General features: G+C 73.8%; 14 protein-coding genes. 6 read left to right on the top strand and 8 right to left on the bottom strand.

Annotated features, from left to right (window positions below):
* Positions 1 to 15: 15 nt before the first annotated feature.
* Together ACZ6Z8_RS23740 and ACZ6Z8_RS23745 are read right to left on the bottom strand one after the other, a co-directional pair.
* Complete coding sequence (locus ACZ6Z8_RS23740) at positions 16 to 3,201, bottom strand: type 2 lanthipeptide synthetase LanM family protein (RefSeq protein ID WP_465612070.1); 3,186 nt, start codon at positions 3,199 to 3,201, stop codon at positions 16 to 18.
* A 180-nt stretch (positions 3,202 to 3,381) separates the two neighbouring features.
* Positions 3,382 to 3,561 carry a hypothetical protein gene (locus ACZ6Z8_RS23745; protein ID WP_030279901.1) on the bottom strand — a complete coding sequence of 60 codons (180 nt, stop codon included), beginning with the start codon at positions 3,559 to 3,561 and terminating at the stop codon, positions 3,382 to 3,384.
* A gap of 404 nt (positions 3,562 to 3,965) precedes the next feature.
* Between ACZ6Z8_RS23745 and ACZ6Z8_RS23750 the strand changes: the two genes are divergently transcribed.
* The 3 genes from ACZ6Z8_RS23750 to ACZ6Z8_RS23760 all read left to right on the top strand — a co-directional run bounded on the left by ACZ6Z8_RS23750 (position 3,966) and on the right by ACZ6Z8_RS23760 (position 6,611).
* Positions 3,966 to 4,493, top strand: coding sequence for a hypothetical protein (locus ACZ6Z8_RS23750; RefSeq protein WP_465612071.1), 528 nt, complete (start codon positions 3,966 to 3,968; stop codon positions 4,491 to 4,493).
* 163 nt (positions 4,494 to 4,656) lie between these two features.
* Positions 4,657 to 5,916: a sensor histidine kinase gene (locus ACZ6Z8_RS23755; RefSeq protein ID WP_465612072.1), complete on the top strand. Its 1,260-nt coding sequence runs from the start codon at positions 4,657 to 4,659 to the stop codon at positions 5,914 to 5,916.
* Positions 5,913 to 6,611, top strand: coding sequence for a response regulator (locus ACZ6Z8_RS23760; protein ID WP_465612073.1), 699 nt, complete (start codon positions 5,913 to 5,915; stop codon positions 6,609 to 6,611). Before ACZ6Z8_RS23755 ends, ACZ6Z8_RS23760 begins: the two co-directional genes overlap by 4 nt.
* Before the next feature lie 63 nt (positions 6,612 to 6,674).
* Here the strand turns inward: ACZ6Z8_RS23760 and katG are convergent, their stop codons facing one another.
* Positions 6,675 to 8,891: a catalase/peroxidase HPI gene (katG, locus tag ACZ6Z8_RS23765; protein ID WP_465612074.1), complete on the bottom strand. Its 2,217-nt coding sequence runs from the start codon at positions 8,889 to 8,891 to the stop codon at positions 6,675 to 6,677.
* A 210-nt stretch (positions 8,892 to 9,101) separates the two neighbouring features.
* Between katG and ACZ6Z8_RS23770 the strand changes: the two genes are divergently transcribed.
* Positions 9,102 to 9,515, top strand: coding sequence for a Fur family transcriptional regulator (locus ACZ6Z8_RS23770; protein ID WP_402816619.1), 414 nt, complete (start codon positions 9,102 to 9,104; stop codon positions 9,513 to 9,515).
* Positions 9,516 to 9,722: 207 nt separating this feature from the next.
* On the opposite strand, the gene ACZ6Z8_RS23775 is transcribed toward ACZ6Z8_RS23770, so the two are convergent.
* The gene (locus ACZ6Z8_RS23775) at positions 9,723 to 11,066 is read right to left on the bottom strand and encodes a cytochrome P450 (protein WP_465612075.1); all 1,344 of its coding nucleotides are present in this window, start codon (positions 11,064 to 11,066) and stop codon (positions 9,723 to 9,725) included.
* A 94-nt stretch (positions 11,067 to 11,160) separates the two neighbouring features.
* Here ACZ6Z8_RS23775 and ACZ6Z8_RS23780 point away from each other — a divergent pair, with 94 nt between their 5' ends.
* Positions 11,161 to 11,781: an L-threonylcarbamoyladenylate synthase gene (locus ACZ6Z8_RS23780; protein ID WP_465612076.1), complete on the top strand. Its 621-nt coding sequence runs from the start codon at positions 11,161 to 11,163 to the stop codon at positions 11,779 to 11,781.
* A 17-nt stretch (positions 11,782 to 11,798) separates the two neighbouring features.
* On the opposite strand, the gene ACZ6Z8_RS23785 is transcribed toward ACZ6Z8_RS23780, so the two are convergent.
* Positions 11,799 to 12,056: a hypothetical protein gene (locus ACZ6Z8_RS23785; protein WP_465612077.1), complete on the bottom strand. Its 258-nt coding sequence runs from the start codon at positions 12,054 to 12,056 to the stop codon at positions 11,799 to 11,801.
* Positions 12,053 to 12,751: a hypothetical protein gene (locus ACZ6Z8_RS23790; protein WP_465612078.1), complete on the bottom strand. Its 699-nt coding sequence runs from the start codon at positions 12,749 to 12,751 to the stop codon at positions 12,053 to 12,055. The genes ACZ6Z8_RS23785 and ACZ6Z8_RS23790 overlap by 4 nt, the downstream gene beginning before the upstream one ends.
* Positions 12,752 to 12,942: 191 nt before the next feature.
* Here ACZ6Z8_RS23790 and ACZ6Z8_RS23795 point away from each other — a divergent pair, with 191 nt between their 5' ends.
* Positions 12,943 to 13,605 carry an NADPH-dependent F420 reductase gene (locus ACZ6Z8_RS23795; RefSeq protein WP_465612079.1) on the top strand — a complete coding sequence of 221 codons (663 nt, stop codon included), beginning with the start codon at positions 12,943 to 12,945 and terminating at the stop codon, positions 13,603 to 13,605.
* A 54-nt stretch (positions 13,606 to 13,659) separates the two neighbouring features.
* On the opposite strand, the gene galK is transcribed toward ACZ6Z8_RS23795, so the two are convergent.
* Positions 13,660 to 14,799, bottom strand: coding sequence for a galactokinase (gene galK, locus ACZ6Z8_RS23800; protein WP_465612080.1), 1,140 nt, complete (start codon positions 14,797 to 14,799; stop codon positions 13,660 to 13,662).
* Positions 14,796 to 15,965 (bottom strand): galactose-1-phosphate uridylyltransferase, encoded by a 1,170-nt coding sequence (gene galT / locus ACZ6Z8_RS23805; RefSeq protein ID WP_465612081.1) that lies wholly within the window; start codon positions 15,963 to 15,965, stop codon positions 14,796 to 14,798. Before galT ends, galK begins: the two co-directional genes overlap by 4 nt.
* Positions 15,966 to 16,032: the final 67 nt, after the last annotated feature.

Here is a 16,032-nt window from a genome sequence, read left to right on the forward strand (position 1 = left end):
TGCCGGTTCGCGGGGTCAGTGCTGCTTCGGCGGTTCGAGGGTGAGGACGGCGGGGGTGGTGGCGGGGGCGGCTAGGCGGAGGAGGCCGTGGCCGATGCCGGCCAGGCCGACCATCAGGGAGGGGCTGTGGACACCGTGCGGCAGGCCGCAGGTCCAGCCCTGGTCGTCCAGGGCGTCCAGGGCGGCGCGGGCCCGGTGCCGGGTGGCGGTCCGTCGGCGGTCACCGGCGAGGTGGAGGGCTTCCAGGTTGCCGAGATCGCCGTGGCAGAGCGAGGAGTTGTGGCCGAAGCCGTCCCGGAGGACGGTGTCGAGGGCGGTGTCGCGTTCGGCGAGGAGCAAGTCCCGGTGGTCCGGGAGGAGTTCGGCGAGGGAGGTACGGGCCAGGGCGATGCCCGAGGCGCCGTGGCACCACAGCGCGGGGTAGGAGGGGGCGCCGTCGTCCTCGCGGACGTCGCGCCAGTTGCCCTCGGCGGCGTCGAACAGGGTGCGCTCGTACTCGACTGCGGCGAGCGCGAGTTGGGGAAGGCGGGGGTCGCCGAGGCGGTGTCCGGCGCGGGCCAGGGCCCAGGCGATGCCGGAGCCGCCGTGGGCGAAGCCGGCCAGGGGGCGGGTCGCGGTCCCGGCGAGGGCGGCGGGCAACCAGCCGGTGCCGCCCTCGGGGTGCGGGGTGGCGGTCCGGCGGAGCCGTTCGGCGCAGGCGGCCAGGGCGCCGGTGACGGCGGGGCCGGGGCGGACGGCCTCCCAGGCGAGCAGGCCGCCGATGGTGCCGGCGCTTCCGGCGAGCAGGTCGTACTGGGTGTCCTCGGCGGCGGTGGCGGTGACGCGGTCGAGTACGAGGGCGCCGAGCGCGTCGAGTTCGGGGTCCGGGTGGTGGGCGGCGAACTGGGCGAGCGCGTACAGTACGCCGCCGGTTCCGGACAGGCCGCCGCCGAGCCGGTCGGCACGCCGCCGGATCTGGTGACGGAGTGTCAGTTCTGCTGCCCCCGCAGCCTCCCGGTGCGACCGGTCACCGGTGGCCAGGGCCAGCTGGTGGAGGAAGAGGGTGATGCCCGCGGTGCCGCTGTAGAGGTCCGGGCCGAGTTCGGCGGGGGCCCAGCGGCCGGGCGGCGCCCAGTTGGGACCGGCCCAGGCGAGGTCGGCGCTGCCGCGGTAGGCCTCGCGGAGCAGCTGTTCGCCGGCTTCGACGGCCTTGGCGAGGGCGCGGTCGGCCAGGCCCTCCCTCGGTTCGGCGGGCGCGTCGGAACGGCCGGTGGCGACCGCCCGGCCGGGTTCGCGCGCTCCGTCCGCGGTGGTCACCGAGAGCCGCAGCAGCTGGAGTTGGCGGCTGAGGTCGTCCTCGCCGAGGGTGTCCGCCTTGGCGAGCGCGAGTTCGAGCGCGGGCCGGTCGGTGACGTCCGGGATCAGTGCGCCGGCGGACGAGCGGGCGTCGACGCTGTCGGGGCGGATGGTGAAGACGGGGACGTCGCCGCGCCAGAGGTCGGCGCGCTCGTGTTCGACGAAGGCGAGCGTCTGCTCCTCCCAGCCGACCAGCGCCCACAGCCGGTCGAGGTGGCGGTCCTGGTCGAGGGCGTCGCGGAGCAGGTCGGGGTGGCACGCGGTGTTGAGCAGGGTGCGGTACTCGAAGGTGTCGCGGCGCAGCAGACGGGTTTCGTCCGCCGCGAACGCGCCGATCAGTGAATGGAGTTGGGGCTTGTCGGCGGCGAGCAGCCGGTAGGCCTCGGTGAAGCCGGCCTCCAGTTCGGCCAGGTGGTCGGCCGGTCGCAGCGGCTGCCCGGCCGGCACGGGCCGGCTGCCGGGGGCTTCGACGGGCATCCGCCGGTATTCCAGCCGGAGTTCGTCCGTCCCCTGGCCGACCAGGACGGGCACGGGGCGGGGCGGCAGGTTGGCCGGGTCCCAGCCGAGGGCGGAGATGTCGGCGCCGCCGTTGCCCTCGTCCCACATGCGTTCGGGGAGCAGGCCGGAGCGCAGCACCGAGTGCCGGGCCTGGTGGCGGGCGAGCCGTTCGGATTCGGAGAGGTCCTTGGCGGGCTCGTGGAGGTCGGGGTGGAGGAGGGCCTCCAGGTCGATGAGGACGGGCTGGTCCCGGACGGCGAGCAGGTTCTGGGCGTGGCAGTCGACCGCGTCGAGGACGTACATCAGCGCGGCGAGGGTGCCGGCCCGGTGGTAGAAGTCGCTCAACTCGCGCTCGTTCGCGGCCGGTTCGGCGGTGAGGTGGGCGACCCAGCCGTAGCCGTCGCCGGCCAGGTGGGCGAGGTCGCGCAGGGGCAGCCGCAGCTGGGGGTTGAGCCAGTGCAGGATCTGCTGGAAGTGGGTCTCGGCGCCGAGCGGCCGGGGCTTGTAGACCAGTCGGACGCCGTGCTCGAAGCGCAGCGAGCTGACCGTGGCGCCGCCGCGGTGCGGGTCGCCGAGGCCGGTGGTGAGTTCGGTGAGCCGGCCGAGCGGTCGGCCGTCGGCGAAGGTATTGGCGAGGGCCGGGAGGTCGGCGGCGAGGCGGCCGAACAGGGTGAGGGTGGTGCTGGTCCACTGTTCGGCGAGGGTGGTGAGGCGCAGGGCCAGGACCGGGTACTCGGCGAGGAGGCGGAGCGCCTGTTCGGGTCGGGTGAGCCGGTCGAGGAAGTCGCGGTAGCGCCGCTCGGGGGTGTCGGCGGTCAACTCACCGCTCAGCCGGGCGACATGGAGTTCGGTGATGACGGTCCGGGTGGCCATCCCGTGGGCGGTGGCGGTGAGCGCGGGCAGGGCGAGGGCGGCCAGTTCCTCGGGGGTGCCGAGGGACGGGGCGTCCAGCGCGGCGAGTCCGGCGTGCAGGCGGTCGCGGGCGGCGGCGAGCAGCGGGGCGACGAGCCGGGCGAACTCGTGCTCCTCGGGGACGTCCAGGGTGCCGGGCCGCTCGAACGCGGCGGCGAGCCGCTCGGCCCACGGGTGGGGGCCCAGGCGGGCGGCGAGTGCGTCGGGGTGCTCGGCGAGGAGGGCGTGCACGGCGTCCGGGTCGAGGCCGTCGGACGCCAGGCGGCGGGCGAACCAGTCGGCGCGGTCGAACGGCGACTGGGTCCGCCAGCGTTCCAGCTTCCGGGCGGCGCGTTCGGTGCGGTCCTCGTCACCGGTGCCGGCGCCCGCCGGGTGGAGGCCTTCCGGCGCCCGGCCCCGGGCGTTCAACGGGACGGCCCGGGCGGCAGCCCGTAGGAATTCGGACGTGTCGACCACGGGGCGGTGCTGCCTCTCTGGAATGCACGGTTGCACTGGTTGCGCCGGTAGTCCTGGTTGCGCCGGTAGACCTGGTAGCGCCGGTAACCCTGGTAGCGCCGGTAGCACCGAAGGCGGCGCGTCCGGCACGGGCCCCGAACCGGCCGTACGACCGGTTCGGGGCCGGCGCCGGACCCGGGCTCAGTAGCTGCAGACGCGACCGCAGCTGGACCAGCCGTCACAGGTGCTGTTGAGCACTGCGGCGGTGACGTACAGCTCGTCCGCGAGCTCCCCGGCCGGGTGGACCTGGTGGCCCTGGCCGAGGGTGAGCCGGAAGTCCTCGTCCTTGAGTGCGCGAACCTGCTCAGCCGTGGGCTGCATGCTGCCTCCTCCAAGCGTTCGGGTCTGGCACGGGTGTGCCGATTTCCGGATCTTGGCAGCGCCGCCCGGCGGCACACCATAGGCATGCGCACCACCGGCCCTTCTTTCGGCCAGGGTCGAAATAGCGCTCGCCCGACCGCCCCGACCCCGTTCTCCCAGGCCGCGTCCGGTACCGGCCCCGTGCGGCCCGCCGTCCGATCGTTCGGGCGATCCCACACCTGGCCGGAATACGGGTGGTGCACCCGAGGTGAACCGCGGCGGTGGTTTGAACCGGTCGCTCCTGTGGCAGCAGCTCGCACCCAGGGGTCACGATGGACTCCCCGGCTCCCAGGACGGCCATGCCCCGACCCCCGACCCCTGACTGCCGACCCCTGACTCCCGACCCCCAGCCCGATCGGAGTGCGATGAGCGAGCAGCGCAACCTCGTCCTGCTGACCTTCCCCGACACCACCACCTGGCGCTCCGCCTTCGACGCGGCGCAGCACCTGCCGGGCCTGCACGCGGTCGCGGCCCTGGAGCGCAGCTCCGACGGCATGCTGGAGGTGCGGGACACCTTCACCCGCGGCGCCGGCGTCGCCACCGTCGGCTCCGGTGTGCTGGGCGGTCTGGTGGGCCTGCTCGGCGGGCCGGTCGGGGCGCTGCTGGGCTTCGCGGCGGGCGCCGCGCTGGGCAGCGCGGCCGAGGAGCGGTACGCGACGGAGGCCGGCGCCGCGATGATCGTGCTGTCGCCCCGGGTGCCGGACGGCGGGGCGCTGCTCGCCCTCGACCTGCGGGAGTCCTCGCCCGGCCCGGCGGACGGGCTGGCCACCGAGCACGGTGCGACGGTCGAGCGGATCGACGAGCACACCTTCGCCGAGCAGGTCCGGGCAGCCGAGCGGAAGGCCGAGGGGAAGGCCGAAGGGAAGGAGGCCGAGGAGCGCAGGGAGGGCTGAAGGGGTCAGACCCTCCGGCGGAGCACCGGCACCGCGCCCCGCCGACCTGTCCGTCGTCAGGCCGTGCGGCACGGTGTCATCCCTCCGGTGTAGTCGAGCGGTGTACGGGCTGCCGCCGACCGCCGGGCTGTCCCGGGCAGGGGCCGACCGCCACAATGTCCCGGTGATCAACCACCCCGCAGTGCGACGGCTGCTGGGCGGCGGAGCGGGCAGCCCGGCTCCCCCGCCCCGCCCGACCCGGCGCGGCCAGGCCTTCGACCTGGCCCTGGCCCTGTTCCTCTCCTACACCTGCGGCCGTTACGCCACCGTCGCGGCCGGCACGAACGGCGCTCACGGCGCCCAGGCCGCGCCCGGCGCCACCTGGCACGGGCTGTTGCTGCTGGTGCCGCTCGTCCCGCTGCCGCTTGCACTGCGCCGGCGCCACCCGCTGGCGGTGCTGTGGACGGTGCTGCCGGCCGCGCTGCTGGTGCGGGGGCAGCACGAGGACATCGCGTTCTGGGAGGGCGTGGTGGTGATCGTCGCCGCCTACGGCGCGGCCGCGTACGGGCGCCGCTCGAAGGCCCTGCTGCTGAGCCTGTCGGCCGCCGCCGGCACGCTCGTGGTGCTCTTCGACATGGCCAAGCTGCCGCACTTCCCGAACGCGGTGATCGCCCTGATCGTCCTGGTGCCGGTGTTCGCGGTCGCCTACGAACTGCGGATGTGGCGCCGCCGGGTGGAGGAGGAGCGGGAGCGGCTGTCCGCGCTGGAACGCGAGCGGCTGTCCGCGCTCCAGCGCGCGGTGGAGCACGAACGGGCCCGCATCGCCCGGGAGTTGCACGACGTGGTGACCCACAACGTGAGCATGATGACGATCCAGGCCGGAGCCGCCCGCAAGATCCTGGACACCGCCCCGGACAGGGCCCGGGAGGCGATGGCCGCGGTGGAGTCCGGCGGGCGGGCGGCGATGACCGAACTGCGGCAGGTGATGGGTCTGTTGACCATCGACTCGGACACCGGGGAGGACGACCCGGCGGCGAGCGCCGATCTGAGCCCGCAGCCCGGCCTCGGGAGGCTGGACGCCCTGGTCGAGGGCGTCCGCCGGGCCGGGCTGCCCGTGGAGCTGACCGTGCGCGGGGAGCGTCGGGCCGTCCCGCCCGGGGTCGAACTCGCCGCCTACCGGGTCGTCCAGGAGGCGCTGACCAACACCGTCAAGCACGCGGGCGGCGCAGACGCTGAGGTGACCGTCGACTACGCCCCCGACCACCTGCGGGTGGAGGTCACCGACACCGGCGGACGCCCCACCGGAGCGGCCGCCACCGGCAACGGACGCGGCCTGCTCGGGCTGCGCGAACGCCTCGCCGTCCACGGCGGCACCCTGCACAACGGCGCCCGGCCGCACGGCGGTTACCGCGTCACGGCCTGGATACCGCTGGAGCGTCGATGAACGAGCCGATGAACGAGCAGCCCGTGCGCGTGGTGGTCGCCGATGACCAGGCACTGGTCAGGATCGGGTTCCGGCTGATCCTGGAGTCCGAGGGGATCGAGGTGGTCGCCGAGGCCGAGGACGGTGAGCAGGCCGTCGCCGCCGTCCGCCGGAGCAGACCGGACGTGGTGCTGATGGACATCCGGATGCCCGGCCTGGACGGGCTGGAGGCCACCCGGCGGATCCTCGCCGGCGGTTCGGAGACCCCGCCCCGGATCATCATGCTGACCACCTTCGACCTGGACCACTACGTCTACGCGGCGATGGCCGCCGGGGCCAGCGGCTTCCTGCTCAAGGACGTCACCCCGGAGCACCTGGCCGCCGCCGTCCGGCTGGTCCGCACCGGCGACGCGCTGCTCGCCCCCGCGATCACCCGCCGCCTGGTCGAGCGCTTCGCCCGCCCGGCCGCCCCCGAAGCGGCCGCCCCGCACCGGGAGCTGGCCACCCTCACCCCGCGCGAGCTGGAGGTGATGTCGCTGCTCGCCCGGGGCCTGAGCAACGCCGAGCTGGCCGCCCGGCTCCAGCTGTCCGAGGCGACGGTGAAGACCCATGTGGCCCGTATCCTCGGCAAGTTGGGGCTACGGGACCGGGCCCAGGTGGTGGTCGCGGCGTACGAGACGGGCCTGGTCAGCGCGGGGGCGCCCGGGCCGCCGTAGGACGCGACGACGACCGGGAGCCCGGGGGTTCGCACCCCCGGGTTCCCGGTCACCGGTGAAGCGTCACACCAGGTCGAAGCGGTCCGCGTTCATGACCTTGACCCAGGCCGCGACGAAGTCCTCCACGAACTTCTCCTTGGCGTCGTCGGCCGCGTACGCCTCGGCGACGGCGCGCAGTTCGGAGTTGGAGCCGAAGACCAGGTCGGCCCGGGTGCCGGTCCACTTGACCTGCCCCGAGGCGTCCAGGCCCTCGAAGGTGTGGGCGTCCTCCGAGGTGGACCGCCAACTGGTCCCCAGGTCCAGCAGGTTGACGAAGAAGTCGTTCGTCAGCACGCCCGGCGTCTCGGTGAGCACGCCGTACGAGGACTGCTGGTGGTTGGCGCCCAGCACGCGCAACCCGCCGACCAGGACGGTCATTTCGGGAGCGCTGAGGCCCAGCAGGTTGGCCTTGTCGAGCAGCAGGAACTCGGCCGGCAGCCGGTTGCCCTTGCCGACCCAGTTGCGGAAGCCGTCCGCCCTGGGCTCCATCGCGGCGAAGGACTCGGTGTCGGTCAGCTCCTGCGACGCGTCCACCCGGCCGGGCGCGAACGGCACCTCGACGGCCAGACCGCCCGCCCTGGCGGCCTGCTCGATGCCGACGCCGCCGGCCAGCACCACCAGGTCGGCCAGCGAGACCTGCTTGTCGCCCGCCTGGGCGTTGAAGTCCCGCTGCACGCCCTCCAGGGCCCGCAGCACGCCGGCCAGCCGGTCGGGCTCGTTGACCTCCCAGCCGGCCTGCGGCTGGAGCCGGATCCGGCCGCCGTTGGCGCCGCCGCGCTTGTCGCTGTTGCGGTAGGAGGAGGCCGCGGCCCAGGCGGTGGAGACCAGCTCGGAGACCGAGAGGCCGGTCTCGGCGATCCGCCGCTTGAGGTCGGCGACGTCCGCCGCGCCGATCTGCTGGTAGGAGACGGTCGGCAGCGGGTCCTGCCAGAGCAGCTGCTCGCTCGGTACCTCGGGGCCGAGGTAGCGCACGATCGGGCCCATGTCGCGGTGGGTGAGCTTGAACCAGGCGCGGGCGAAGGCGTCGGCGAACTCCGCCGGGTTCTCCAGGAAGCGCCGGGAGATCGGCCCGTACACCGGGTCGAAGCGCAGCGACAGGTCGGTGGTGAGCATGATCGGGACGTGCCGCTTGTTCGGGTCGTGGGCGTCCGGCACGGTGCCCTCGCCGGCGCCGTCCTTCGGCTTCCACTGGTGGGCGCCGGCCGGGCTCTTGGTGAGCTCCCACTCGTAGCCGAACAGCGTCTCGAAGAAGCTGTTGTCCCAGGTGGTCGGGGTGGGGGTCCAGATGCCCTCCAGCCCGCTGGTGATCGCGTCGCCGCCCACGCCGGTGCCGAAGCTGCTCTTCCAGCCGAGGCCCATCTGCTCCATCGGCGCGTCCTCCGGGTCCGGGCCGACGTTGTCCGCCGGGCCGGCGCCGTGGGTCTTGCCGAAGGTGTGGCCGCCGGCGATCAGCGCGACGGTCTCCTCGTCGTTCATCGCCATCCGGTAGAAGGTCTCGCGGATGTCGCGGGCGGCGGCGATCGGGTCCGGGTTGCCGTTGGGGCCCTCGGGGTTGACGTAGATCAGGCCCATCTGGACGGCGGCCAGCGGGCTCTCCAGCTCGCGGTCGCCGGTGTAGCGCTCGTCGCCCAGCCAGGTGGTCTCCGGGCCCCAGTAGACGTCCTCGTCCGGCTCCCACTCGTCGACCCGGCCGCCGCCGAAGCCGAAGGTCTCGAAGCCCATGCCCTCCAGGGCGACGTTGCCGGCCAGCACGATCAGGTCGGCCCAGGAGATGTTGCGCCCGTACTTCTTCTTCACCGGCCAGAGCAGCCGGCGGGCCTTGTCCAGGCTGGCGTTGTCGGGCCAGCTGTTGAGCGGGGCGAAGCGCTGCTGGCCGCCGTCGGCGCCGCCGCGGCCGTCGCTGATCCGGTAGGTGCCGGCGCTGTGCCAGGCCATGCGGATGATGAAGGGGCCGTAGTAGCCGAAGTCGGCCGGCCACCAGGGCTGCGAGGTGGAGAGCACCTCCTGGATGTCCCGCTTGACGGCCGGGAGGTCGAGGGCGTTGAACGCCTCGGCGTAGTCGAAGTCCGCGCCGAAGGGGTTGGCCACGGCGGGGTTCTTGGCGAGGATCTTCAGGTTCAGCCGCTCCGGCCACCACTGGCGGTTCCCGCCGCCCTGGGTGGGGTGGAGCGCGCGCCCGTGGTTGACCGGGCAGCCGCCCGCGCTCGCCTCTACGCCGGTTGCATCGTGGTTCTCAGACATGGGAATCCTTCCCTACAAGGCGGATCACGGTGTCTATCTGCTACCTACGGCACCTACTGCTATTGCCCAGGCTAGCGCCGGAGCCGATCCTACGATGGACGGAATCCAAGTCAAGAAAGACACCAAACCCATATCCGGTCGGGAAGCGGACCGCAGCGGATGTCGATTGGTAAACTCCGGTCTTCCCCGTGACCTGAATAGGTGAACCGTATGAGTGACCTGCTGGAGCGGCTGCGCGAGCGCGGCTGGCGCCTCACCTCCCAGCGGCGTGTCGTGGCGGAGGTCCTGGACGGCGAGCACGTGCACCTGACCGCCGACGAGGTGCACGCCCGCGCGGCCGACCGCCTGCCGGAGATCTCGCGCGCGACGGTCTACAACACCCTCGGCGAACTGGTCACCCTCGGCGAGGTCATCGAGGTGTCCACGGACGGGCGCGCCAAGCGCTACGACCCCAACGCCCACCGCCCGCACCAGCACCTGGTCTGCACCGGCTGCGGCGCCATCCGCGACGTCCACCCCGTCGGCGACCCGCTCGCCGACCTCCCGGCCGAGCAGCGCTTCGGCTTCGCCGTCTCGGGGGCCGAGGTCACCTACCGGGGGCTCTGCCCGGCCTGCGCGGGCTGACCGCTCCCGGAGTCCGGGGGCGCCGGCGGCCTTCCGGCACCCGGCGGCACTGCACGCGCCTGACCGGCTGAAACGAACCCCCTTCCTTCGGGTGTCGCTCAACTCCTCCGCGATCTACGCCGGGATCGGGATCGGCACCCTGCTCGGCGGCGCGACGCTCGGCTCCGGGGCCGGTGCGGTGTACGGGCTGGGCGCGGGGGCCGCCGTTCAGGACCGGGACCCCCCTGCCCCTGCTTCAGGACCGCCCCGCCGGCGCCAGCGGACGCGCAGGTCCTTCAGGCCGGTCTGGAAGTTCGACACCAGGCGCTGCGGGGGCGGGCCCGGGGCGAGTTCCAGGCCGGGGAGTTCCGTCACGATGCGGCGGAGCAGGGCCGTCAGCTGGATCCTGGCCAGCCGGGCGCCGACGCAGAAGTGCGGGCCGAAGCCGAAGCTGACGTGGTCGTTGGGGGTGCGGGCGAGGTCGAGGCGGTCCGGGTCGGGGAAGACCGACTCGTCCCGGTTGGCGGAGGCGTGGTAGACCACCACCTTGTCGCCGGCGCGGATCCGCTGCCCGGCGAGCACCACGTCCCGGGTGGCCGTGCGCCGGAACTCCAGCACCGGCGGCCAGAACCGGAGCAACTCCTCCACCGCCGAGCCGATCAGCTCGGGCCGACGGCACAACTCCCGGTACTGGTCGGGATGCTGGAGCAGGGAGTACAGGGCGCCGGGCAGGCCGTTGCGCAGGGTCTCGTTCCCGGCGACGGCGAACAGGAAGAACATGGTCTCGAACTCGCCGGTGCTCAGGCCCGCTTCCAGCATCCGGGCGACCATGCTGCCCGGCGGGGGCTGTTCGGCGAGCGCGTGGGCGTAGTCGAACATGTCGGCGAGGGCGGCGCGGGAGCGCGGGTTGAGCGGGCGGCCGTCGGCGGTGGTGAGGGCGCCGGGGCGCCGGGCGACCGCGGCGCGGCCCAGGTCGGTGAGCCGGGCCGGGTCGGCGGTGCTGGACCGGGCGTGGTCCGGGTCCTGGTAGCCGATCACCCGGTTCGACCAGTCGACCAGCAGCTGCCGGTCCTGGTCGGGCACCCCCAGGATGCGGGCCAGCGTCCGGACCGGCAGGTCGGCGGCGACCGGTACCAAGTCGGCCTCGCCCAAGGGGCGGACGGCGGCGACGAGTTCGGCCGCGCGCCGCTCGATGGCGGCGGTCAGTTCGTGCAGCGCGCGCGGGGTGAAGGCGGCGGCGACGGCCCGGCGCAGCCGGGAGTGGTCGGGCGGGTCCTGGTTGAGCATCATGGTGCGGGCGAAGGCCAGGTCGTCCGGGGTATCCGGGTCCCGGATCTGGGTCGCGCCGAGGTGCGAGGAGAAGTCCTCCGGGCTGCGCAGCACGTGCTTCACGTCCGGGTGCCGCAGCACCGCCCAGTAGCCGGGCCCGGGCGGCCACTCCCCCACCGCCGGCTCCTCCACCCAGCACACCGGCGCCTGCGCCCGCAGCTCGCGGAACAACCCGTACGGCACACCCTCCGCGTACGTCTCCGGCCGGAAGATCCGGTTCACCCGCGCCTGGTCGAAGCCCATGGCTGCCGACCGTACGCCGCGAGTCGGCGGCCCGCCAGAACCCGGGACGTCGCGGTTGCACCGATCGGCGGCCGGAATCCCGTAAGGTCGGCCAATGGCGAAGTACTTCGACGTGCACCCAGAGTCCCCCCAGCCGCGCACCATCGGCACCGTGGCCGACAGCGTACGGTCCGGGGCGCTCATCGCGTACCCGACCGACTCCTGTTTCGCGCTCGGCTGCCGACTGGACAACCACGAGGGCCTGGAGCGGATCCGCTCGATCCGGCGCCTCGACGAACGCCACCACTTCACCCTGATGTGCGAGGACTTCGCCCAGCTCGGGCAGTTCGTCCAGCTGGACAACTACGTCTTCCGGGCCGTCAAGGCGGCGACACCGGGCAGCTACACCTTCATCCTGCCCGCTACCAAGGAGGTTCCGCGCCGCCTGCTGCACCCGAAGAAGAAGACGGTGGGGGTCCGGATCCCCGACCACGCCGTCACCCGGGCGTTGCTGGCCGAACTCGGTGAGCCGCTGGTGTCCAGCACCCTGATCCTCCCCGGCGAGGAGGAGCCGATGACCCAGGGGTGGGAGATCAAGGAACGGCTGGACCACGTGCTGGACGCGGTGGTGGACTCCGGCGACTGCGGCACCGAGCCGACCACGGTCATCGACTTCTCAAGCGGCGAGGCGGAGATCGTCCGGCGCGGGGCGGGCGACCCGGCGCGCTTCGAGTGAGGGTGGCGGCGCCGGTCTCAGTGGTGGCGGAGGTCGACGAAGGACCCCGCCAGGCCGCCGAGCGAGACGGCCGGGACGACCGACCCGTCCCAGGGCTGACCGGCCGCCGTTCCCGAGATCACCACCAGGACGGCGACGGCGATGCCCGTCGCCCGCGCCGGAGTCGAGCGGGGGACCAGCCGTAAGGGCTTGCCGTTTCGCCGTTGTCGGGCCAGTTTGATGACGAGCAGGAGTACTGCGACCGCGAGCAGCGGCGGCGCCATACCGTGGGTCATGGCGCCAGGATGTCATGGACGGTGAAGAGTTGTTCGAGTTGGGCGGGGTCGTCGGTCCGGAACACGGCCGTCTCTACGGAGAGTTGGAGGTCAGGGCCGCGCAGCCATTCGGCGAAGGCGCGGTACGGGGCGCTCTGTTCGTCCCAGAAGGCGTTCGAAGGGGCGAGTCCCCCGGCGAGGGCGAGCTCGTACAGCCGCTCCACGGACGTCGGGGTCGCCAGGCGGAGCCATTCTGCTAGCCGGTCGCCGGTGCCGTCCGGGTCGGCGGCGGCCAGGGCGCAGAGGACGGACTCGGCGTCCCACCACTCCTCGGCGTTGTGGAGGGCGTCCGACCAGAGCGCGTCCAGGAGTCGGCGCAGGTACCCGGCCTCCGGCCAGTCGTACCAGCCGGCCTGGGCGAGCTTGATGCCGACCACTTCCAGGTCGGGGACGGAGAGTTCGCCGGTCAGCACGAGTTGGAGGATGCGCGGGGCGAAGTAGCGGAAGTCGCCGGGCGAGCCGACGGTGTTCAGCGCCGAGGCGGCGTAGCGCGTCAGCTCGTCCGGCCCCAGCCGCTCGCGCGGGGTGCGCAGGAGGGTGTCGATCCCGTCCGGCGGGTGGCAGCACGGGCAGGCGTCGATGCCGGTAGGGCGCGGGGCCGTTGCGAAGGCGGCGGGGAGCCCGTGGATGAGGTGCTGCAGTGCGGTGCCGTCCATGGTGGACGCCATTCAACACGCCCCCGTCAGGGGCTTGCCGACCAGGTGAGCAGCAGGCGCCGGCCGACCCGAGGTGCGCCAGGGACCACCCTCGCGGACGAATCGGGACCGGATCGGGAACAGAACCGTTCACCGCCGGGTTGGGCCATGGCGACGAGCTTGCGGCACACCCGAAGAGCGAGGGCTTTCCCATGAAGATCGGCATCATCGGTGCGGGCAACATCGGCGGCAACCTGACGCGGCGTCTGACCGCGCTCGGGCACGAGGTCTCGGTGGCCAACTCGCGCGGACCGGAGTCGCTGAAGGCGCTGGCCGAGGAGACGGGCGCGAAGGCGGTGACGGCCGCCGAGGCGGCGAAGGGCGCGCAGGTCGTGGTGGTGACGGTGCCGCTGAAGAACGTGCCGGACCTGCCCGCGGGGCTGCTGGACGGCGCCGCCGAGGGCGTGGCGGTGATCGACACCGGCAACTACTACCCCAAGGAGCGGGACGGCCGGATCGACGCGATCGAGGACGGCGGGCTGACGGAGAGCCGCTGGACGGAGCAGCACCTCGGCCACCGGGTGGTGAAGGTGTTCAACGGCACCTACGCGCAGGACCTGCTGGAGCGGCCCCGCCCGGCGGGTGACCCGGAGCGGCTGGCCGTCCCGGTCGCCTCCGACGACGAGGCCGCGAAGCGGGTCGTCCGGGCACTGGTCGACGAGTTGGGCTTCGACACCGTGGACGCGGGCGGCATCGACGACTCCTGGCGCCAGCAGCCGGCCACCCCGGTGTACGGGCTGCGCGCCGGGGTCGAGGCCGTGGAGCGGGCGCTCGCGGAGGCGTCCCCGGAGCGCCCGGCGGCCCACCGGGCCTGAGGGCCGTTGGACCGGGCTTTGGCCGGCGGCAGCCTGCGCGCCGCCGGGCCCGGGTCAGCGCAGTCGGCGCGCCCCCTCGGCCGGTACGGCGGTGAGGGCGCGCGGCTCGGCGTACCCGGCGGCGCGGAAGGCGGCGGCGACGGCCTCGGTGACGCGGTCGGCGGCGGTGGCGTCGACGAGGGCGATGACGGAGCCGCCGAAGCCTCCGCCGGTCATCCGCGCGCCGTAGGCGCCCGCCGCCACGGCGGCTTCGACGGCGAGGTCGGTCTCCGGACACGAGACCCGGTAGTCGTCGCGCAGCGAGGCGTGCCCGGCGGTGAGGATCGGGCCGAGCGCGGTGAGCTCGCCGGCGTCCAGGGCGGCGACGGCGGCCTCGACCCGCGCGTTCTCGGTCACCACGTGGCGCACCAACGGCCGGAGTTCCGCCGGGAGTCGGTCCAGGGCGGCGGGGAGTCCGGAGGGGTCCAGCGAGCGGAGGGCGGACAGCCCGAGCTGGGCCGCGGCCTTCTCGCAGCCGGCCCGCAGGGCGGCGTACGCGCCGTCGCCCAGGTCGTGCTTGACCCGGGTGTCCAGGACCAGCAGTGCCAGGCCCTGGCCCGCGAGGTCGACCGGCACCTGGCGCATCGTCAGGTCCCGGCTGTCCAGGAACAGGGCGGCGCCCGGACGGCAGCACATCGAGGCCATCTGGTCCATGATCCCGCAGGGCACGCCGACGAAGGCGTTCTCGGCGCGCTGGGCCAGCTGCGCCAGCTCCGGCGCCGAAAGGCCCAGCCCGTACAGGTCGTTGTACGCCGCGGCGGTCGCGCACTCCAGCGCGGCGGAGGAGGACAGCCCGGCGCCGCCGGGCACGTCGCTCTCCAACCGGACGTCCGCCCCGCCGACCGCGTGCCCGGCGTCCCGCAGCGCCCAGACCACCCCGGCCGGGTAGGCGGCCCAGCCCGGCACCGAGCCGGGGGTGAGGTCGTCGAGCCGCAGTTCGGTGACCTCCGGGCCGCCCTGCGCGGAGTACAGCCGCAGCAGCCCGTCGTCGCGGCGCCGGATCTGGGCGCGGACGGCCTGCGGCAGGGCGATCGGCAGGACGAACCCCAGGTTGTAGTCGGTGTGTTCGCCGATCAGGTTCACCCGGCCGGGGGCGGCCCACTCCCCTTCGGGTGCGCGGCCGTAGAGCTCGCCGAAGGCGGTTGCGGTGTTCATGAGGCGACCTCCCGCAGCCGACGGGCCGCGTCCTCGGGGGTGACGTCGTTGACGAAGGCGTCCATGCCGGATTCGACCCCGGCCAGGTACTTGAGCTTGTCGGCGGTGCGCCGGATGGTGAACAGTTCCAGGTGCAGGGCGAGTTCGTCCCGCCGGCCGGCCGGCGCCTGGTGCCAGGCGGAGATGTACGGGGTGCGCCCGGAGCCGCCGGAGCCGCCGGGGCCGGCGAAGAGGCGGTCGAATCGGCGCAGCAACTCCAGGTAGAGGAAGGGGAATTCCTCGCGCTGCGCGCCGTCCAGGCCGGTGAGGTCGGGCACCCGGCGGTGCGGGTAGAGATGGACCTCGTACGGCCAGCGGGCGGCGAACGGGACGAAGGCGGTCCAGTGCTCCCCGGCGAGGACGACCCGTTCGGGGCGGGCCCGCTCGGCGGCGAGCAGGTCGTCGAAGAGGTTGCGGCCGGTGGCGGCGCGGTGTTCGACGGCCCGGACGGCCATCCGGGCCGTGCGCGGCGCGGTGAAGGGCAGGGCGTAGATCTGGCCGTGCGGGTGGGCGAGGGTGACGCCGATCTCGGCGCCCCGGTTCTCGAAGCAGTACACCTGCCGCACGCCCGGGAGGGCGGCGAGTTCGGCGGTGCGGTCGGTCCAGGCGTCCAGGACCAGGCGGGCGCGCTCCGGGGTGAGGTCGGCGAAGGAGGCGTCGTGGTCGGCGGTGAAGCAGACCACCTCGCAGCGCCCGGCGCCGGGCCCGCCGGTCCACAGGCCGCCGGCGTCGGGGGCGAGCTCGCCGGGCGGTCCGGCGAGCGAGGGGAAGCGGTTCTCGAAGACGGCCACCTGGTAGTCGTCGGCCGGGATCTCGCTGAGCCGGCCGTCCCGGGACGGGCAGAGCGGGCACTCGTCGGCCGGGGGCCGGTAGGTACGGGCCTGGCGGTGGGCGGCGATGGTGACCCAGTCGCCGGTGGCGGGGTCGAGCCGTACCTGGGAGCCGTGGGACGGCGGGTCGAGCGGGCGCCGGTCGACGGCGTTCCGGTGGACGGCCTGCCCGGCGTCGTAGTAGAGGAGTTGGCGTCCGTCCGCGAGTGTGGTCACGGTGCGGGCGGGAGGAGCGGTCGGGGTCGGGGCAGGGGTGGGAGCCGGGGCAGGGGTCGGGGGCGGGATCGTCCCGGGCATGGCCTTCTTCCTCTGAGTGATGCCGTTCGAGATCAACAGGAAGCTACAATTCCGAACATTATCCATC

Source organism: Kitasatospora sp. NPDC101108 (assembly GCF_055584725.1).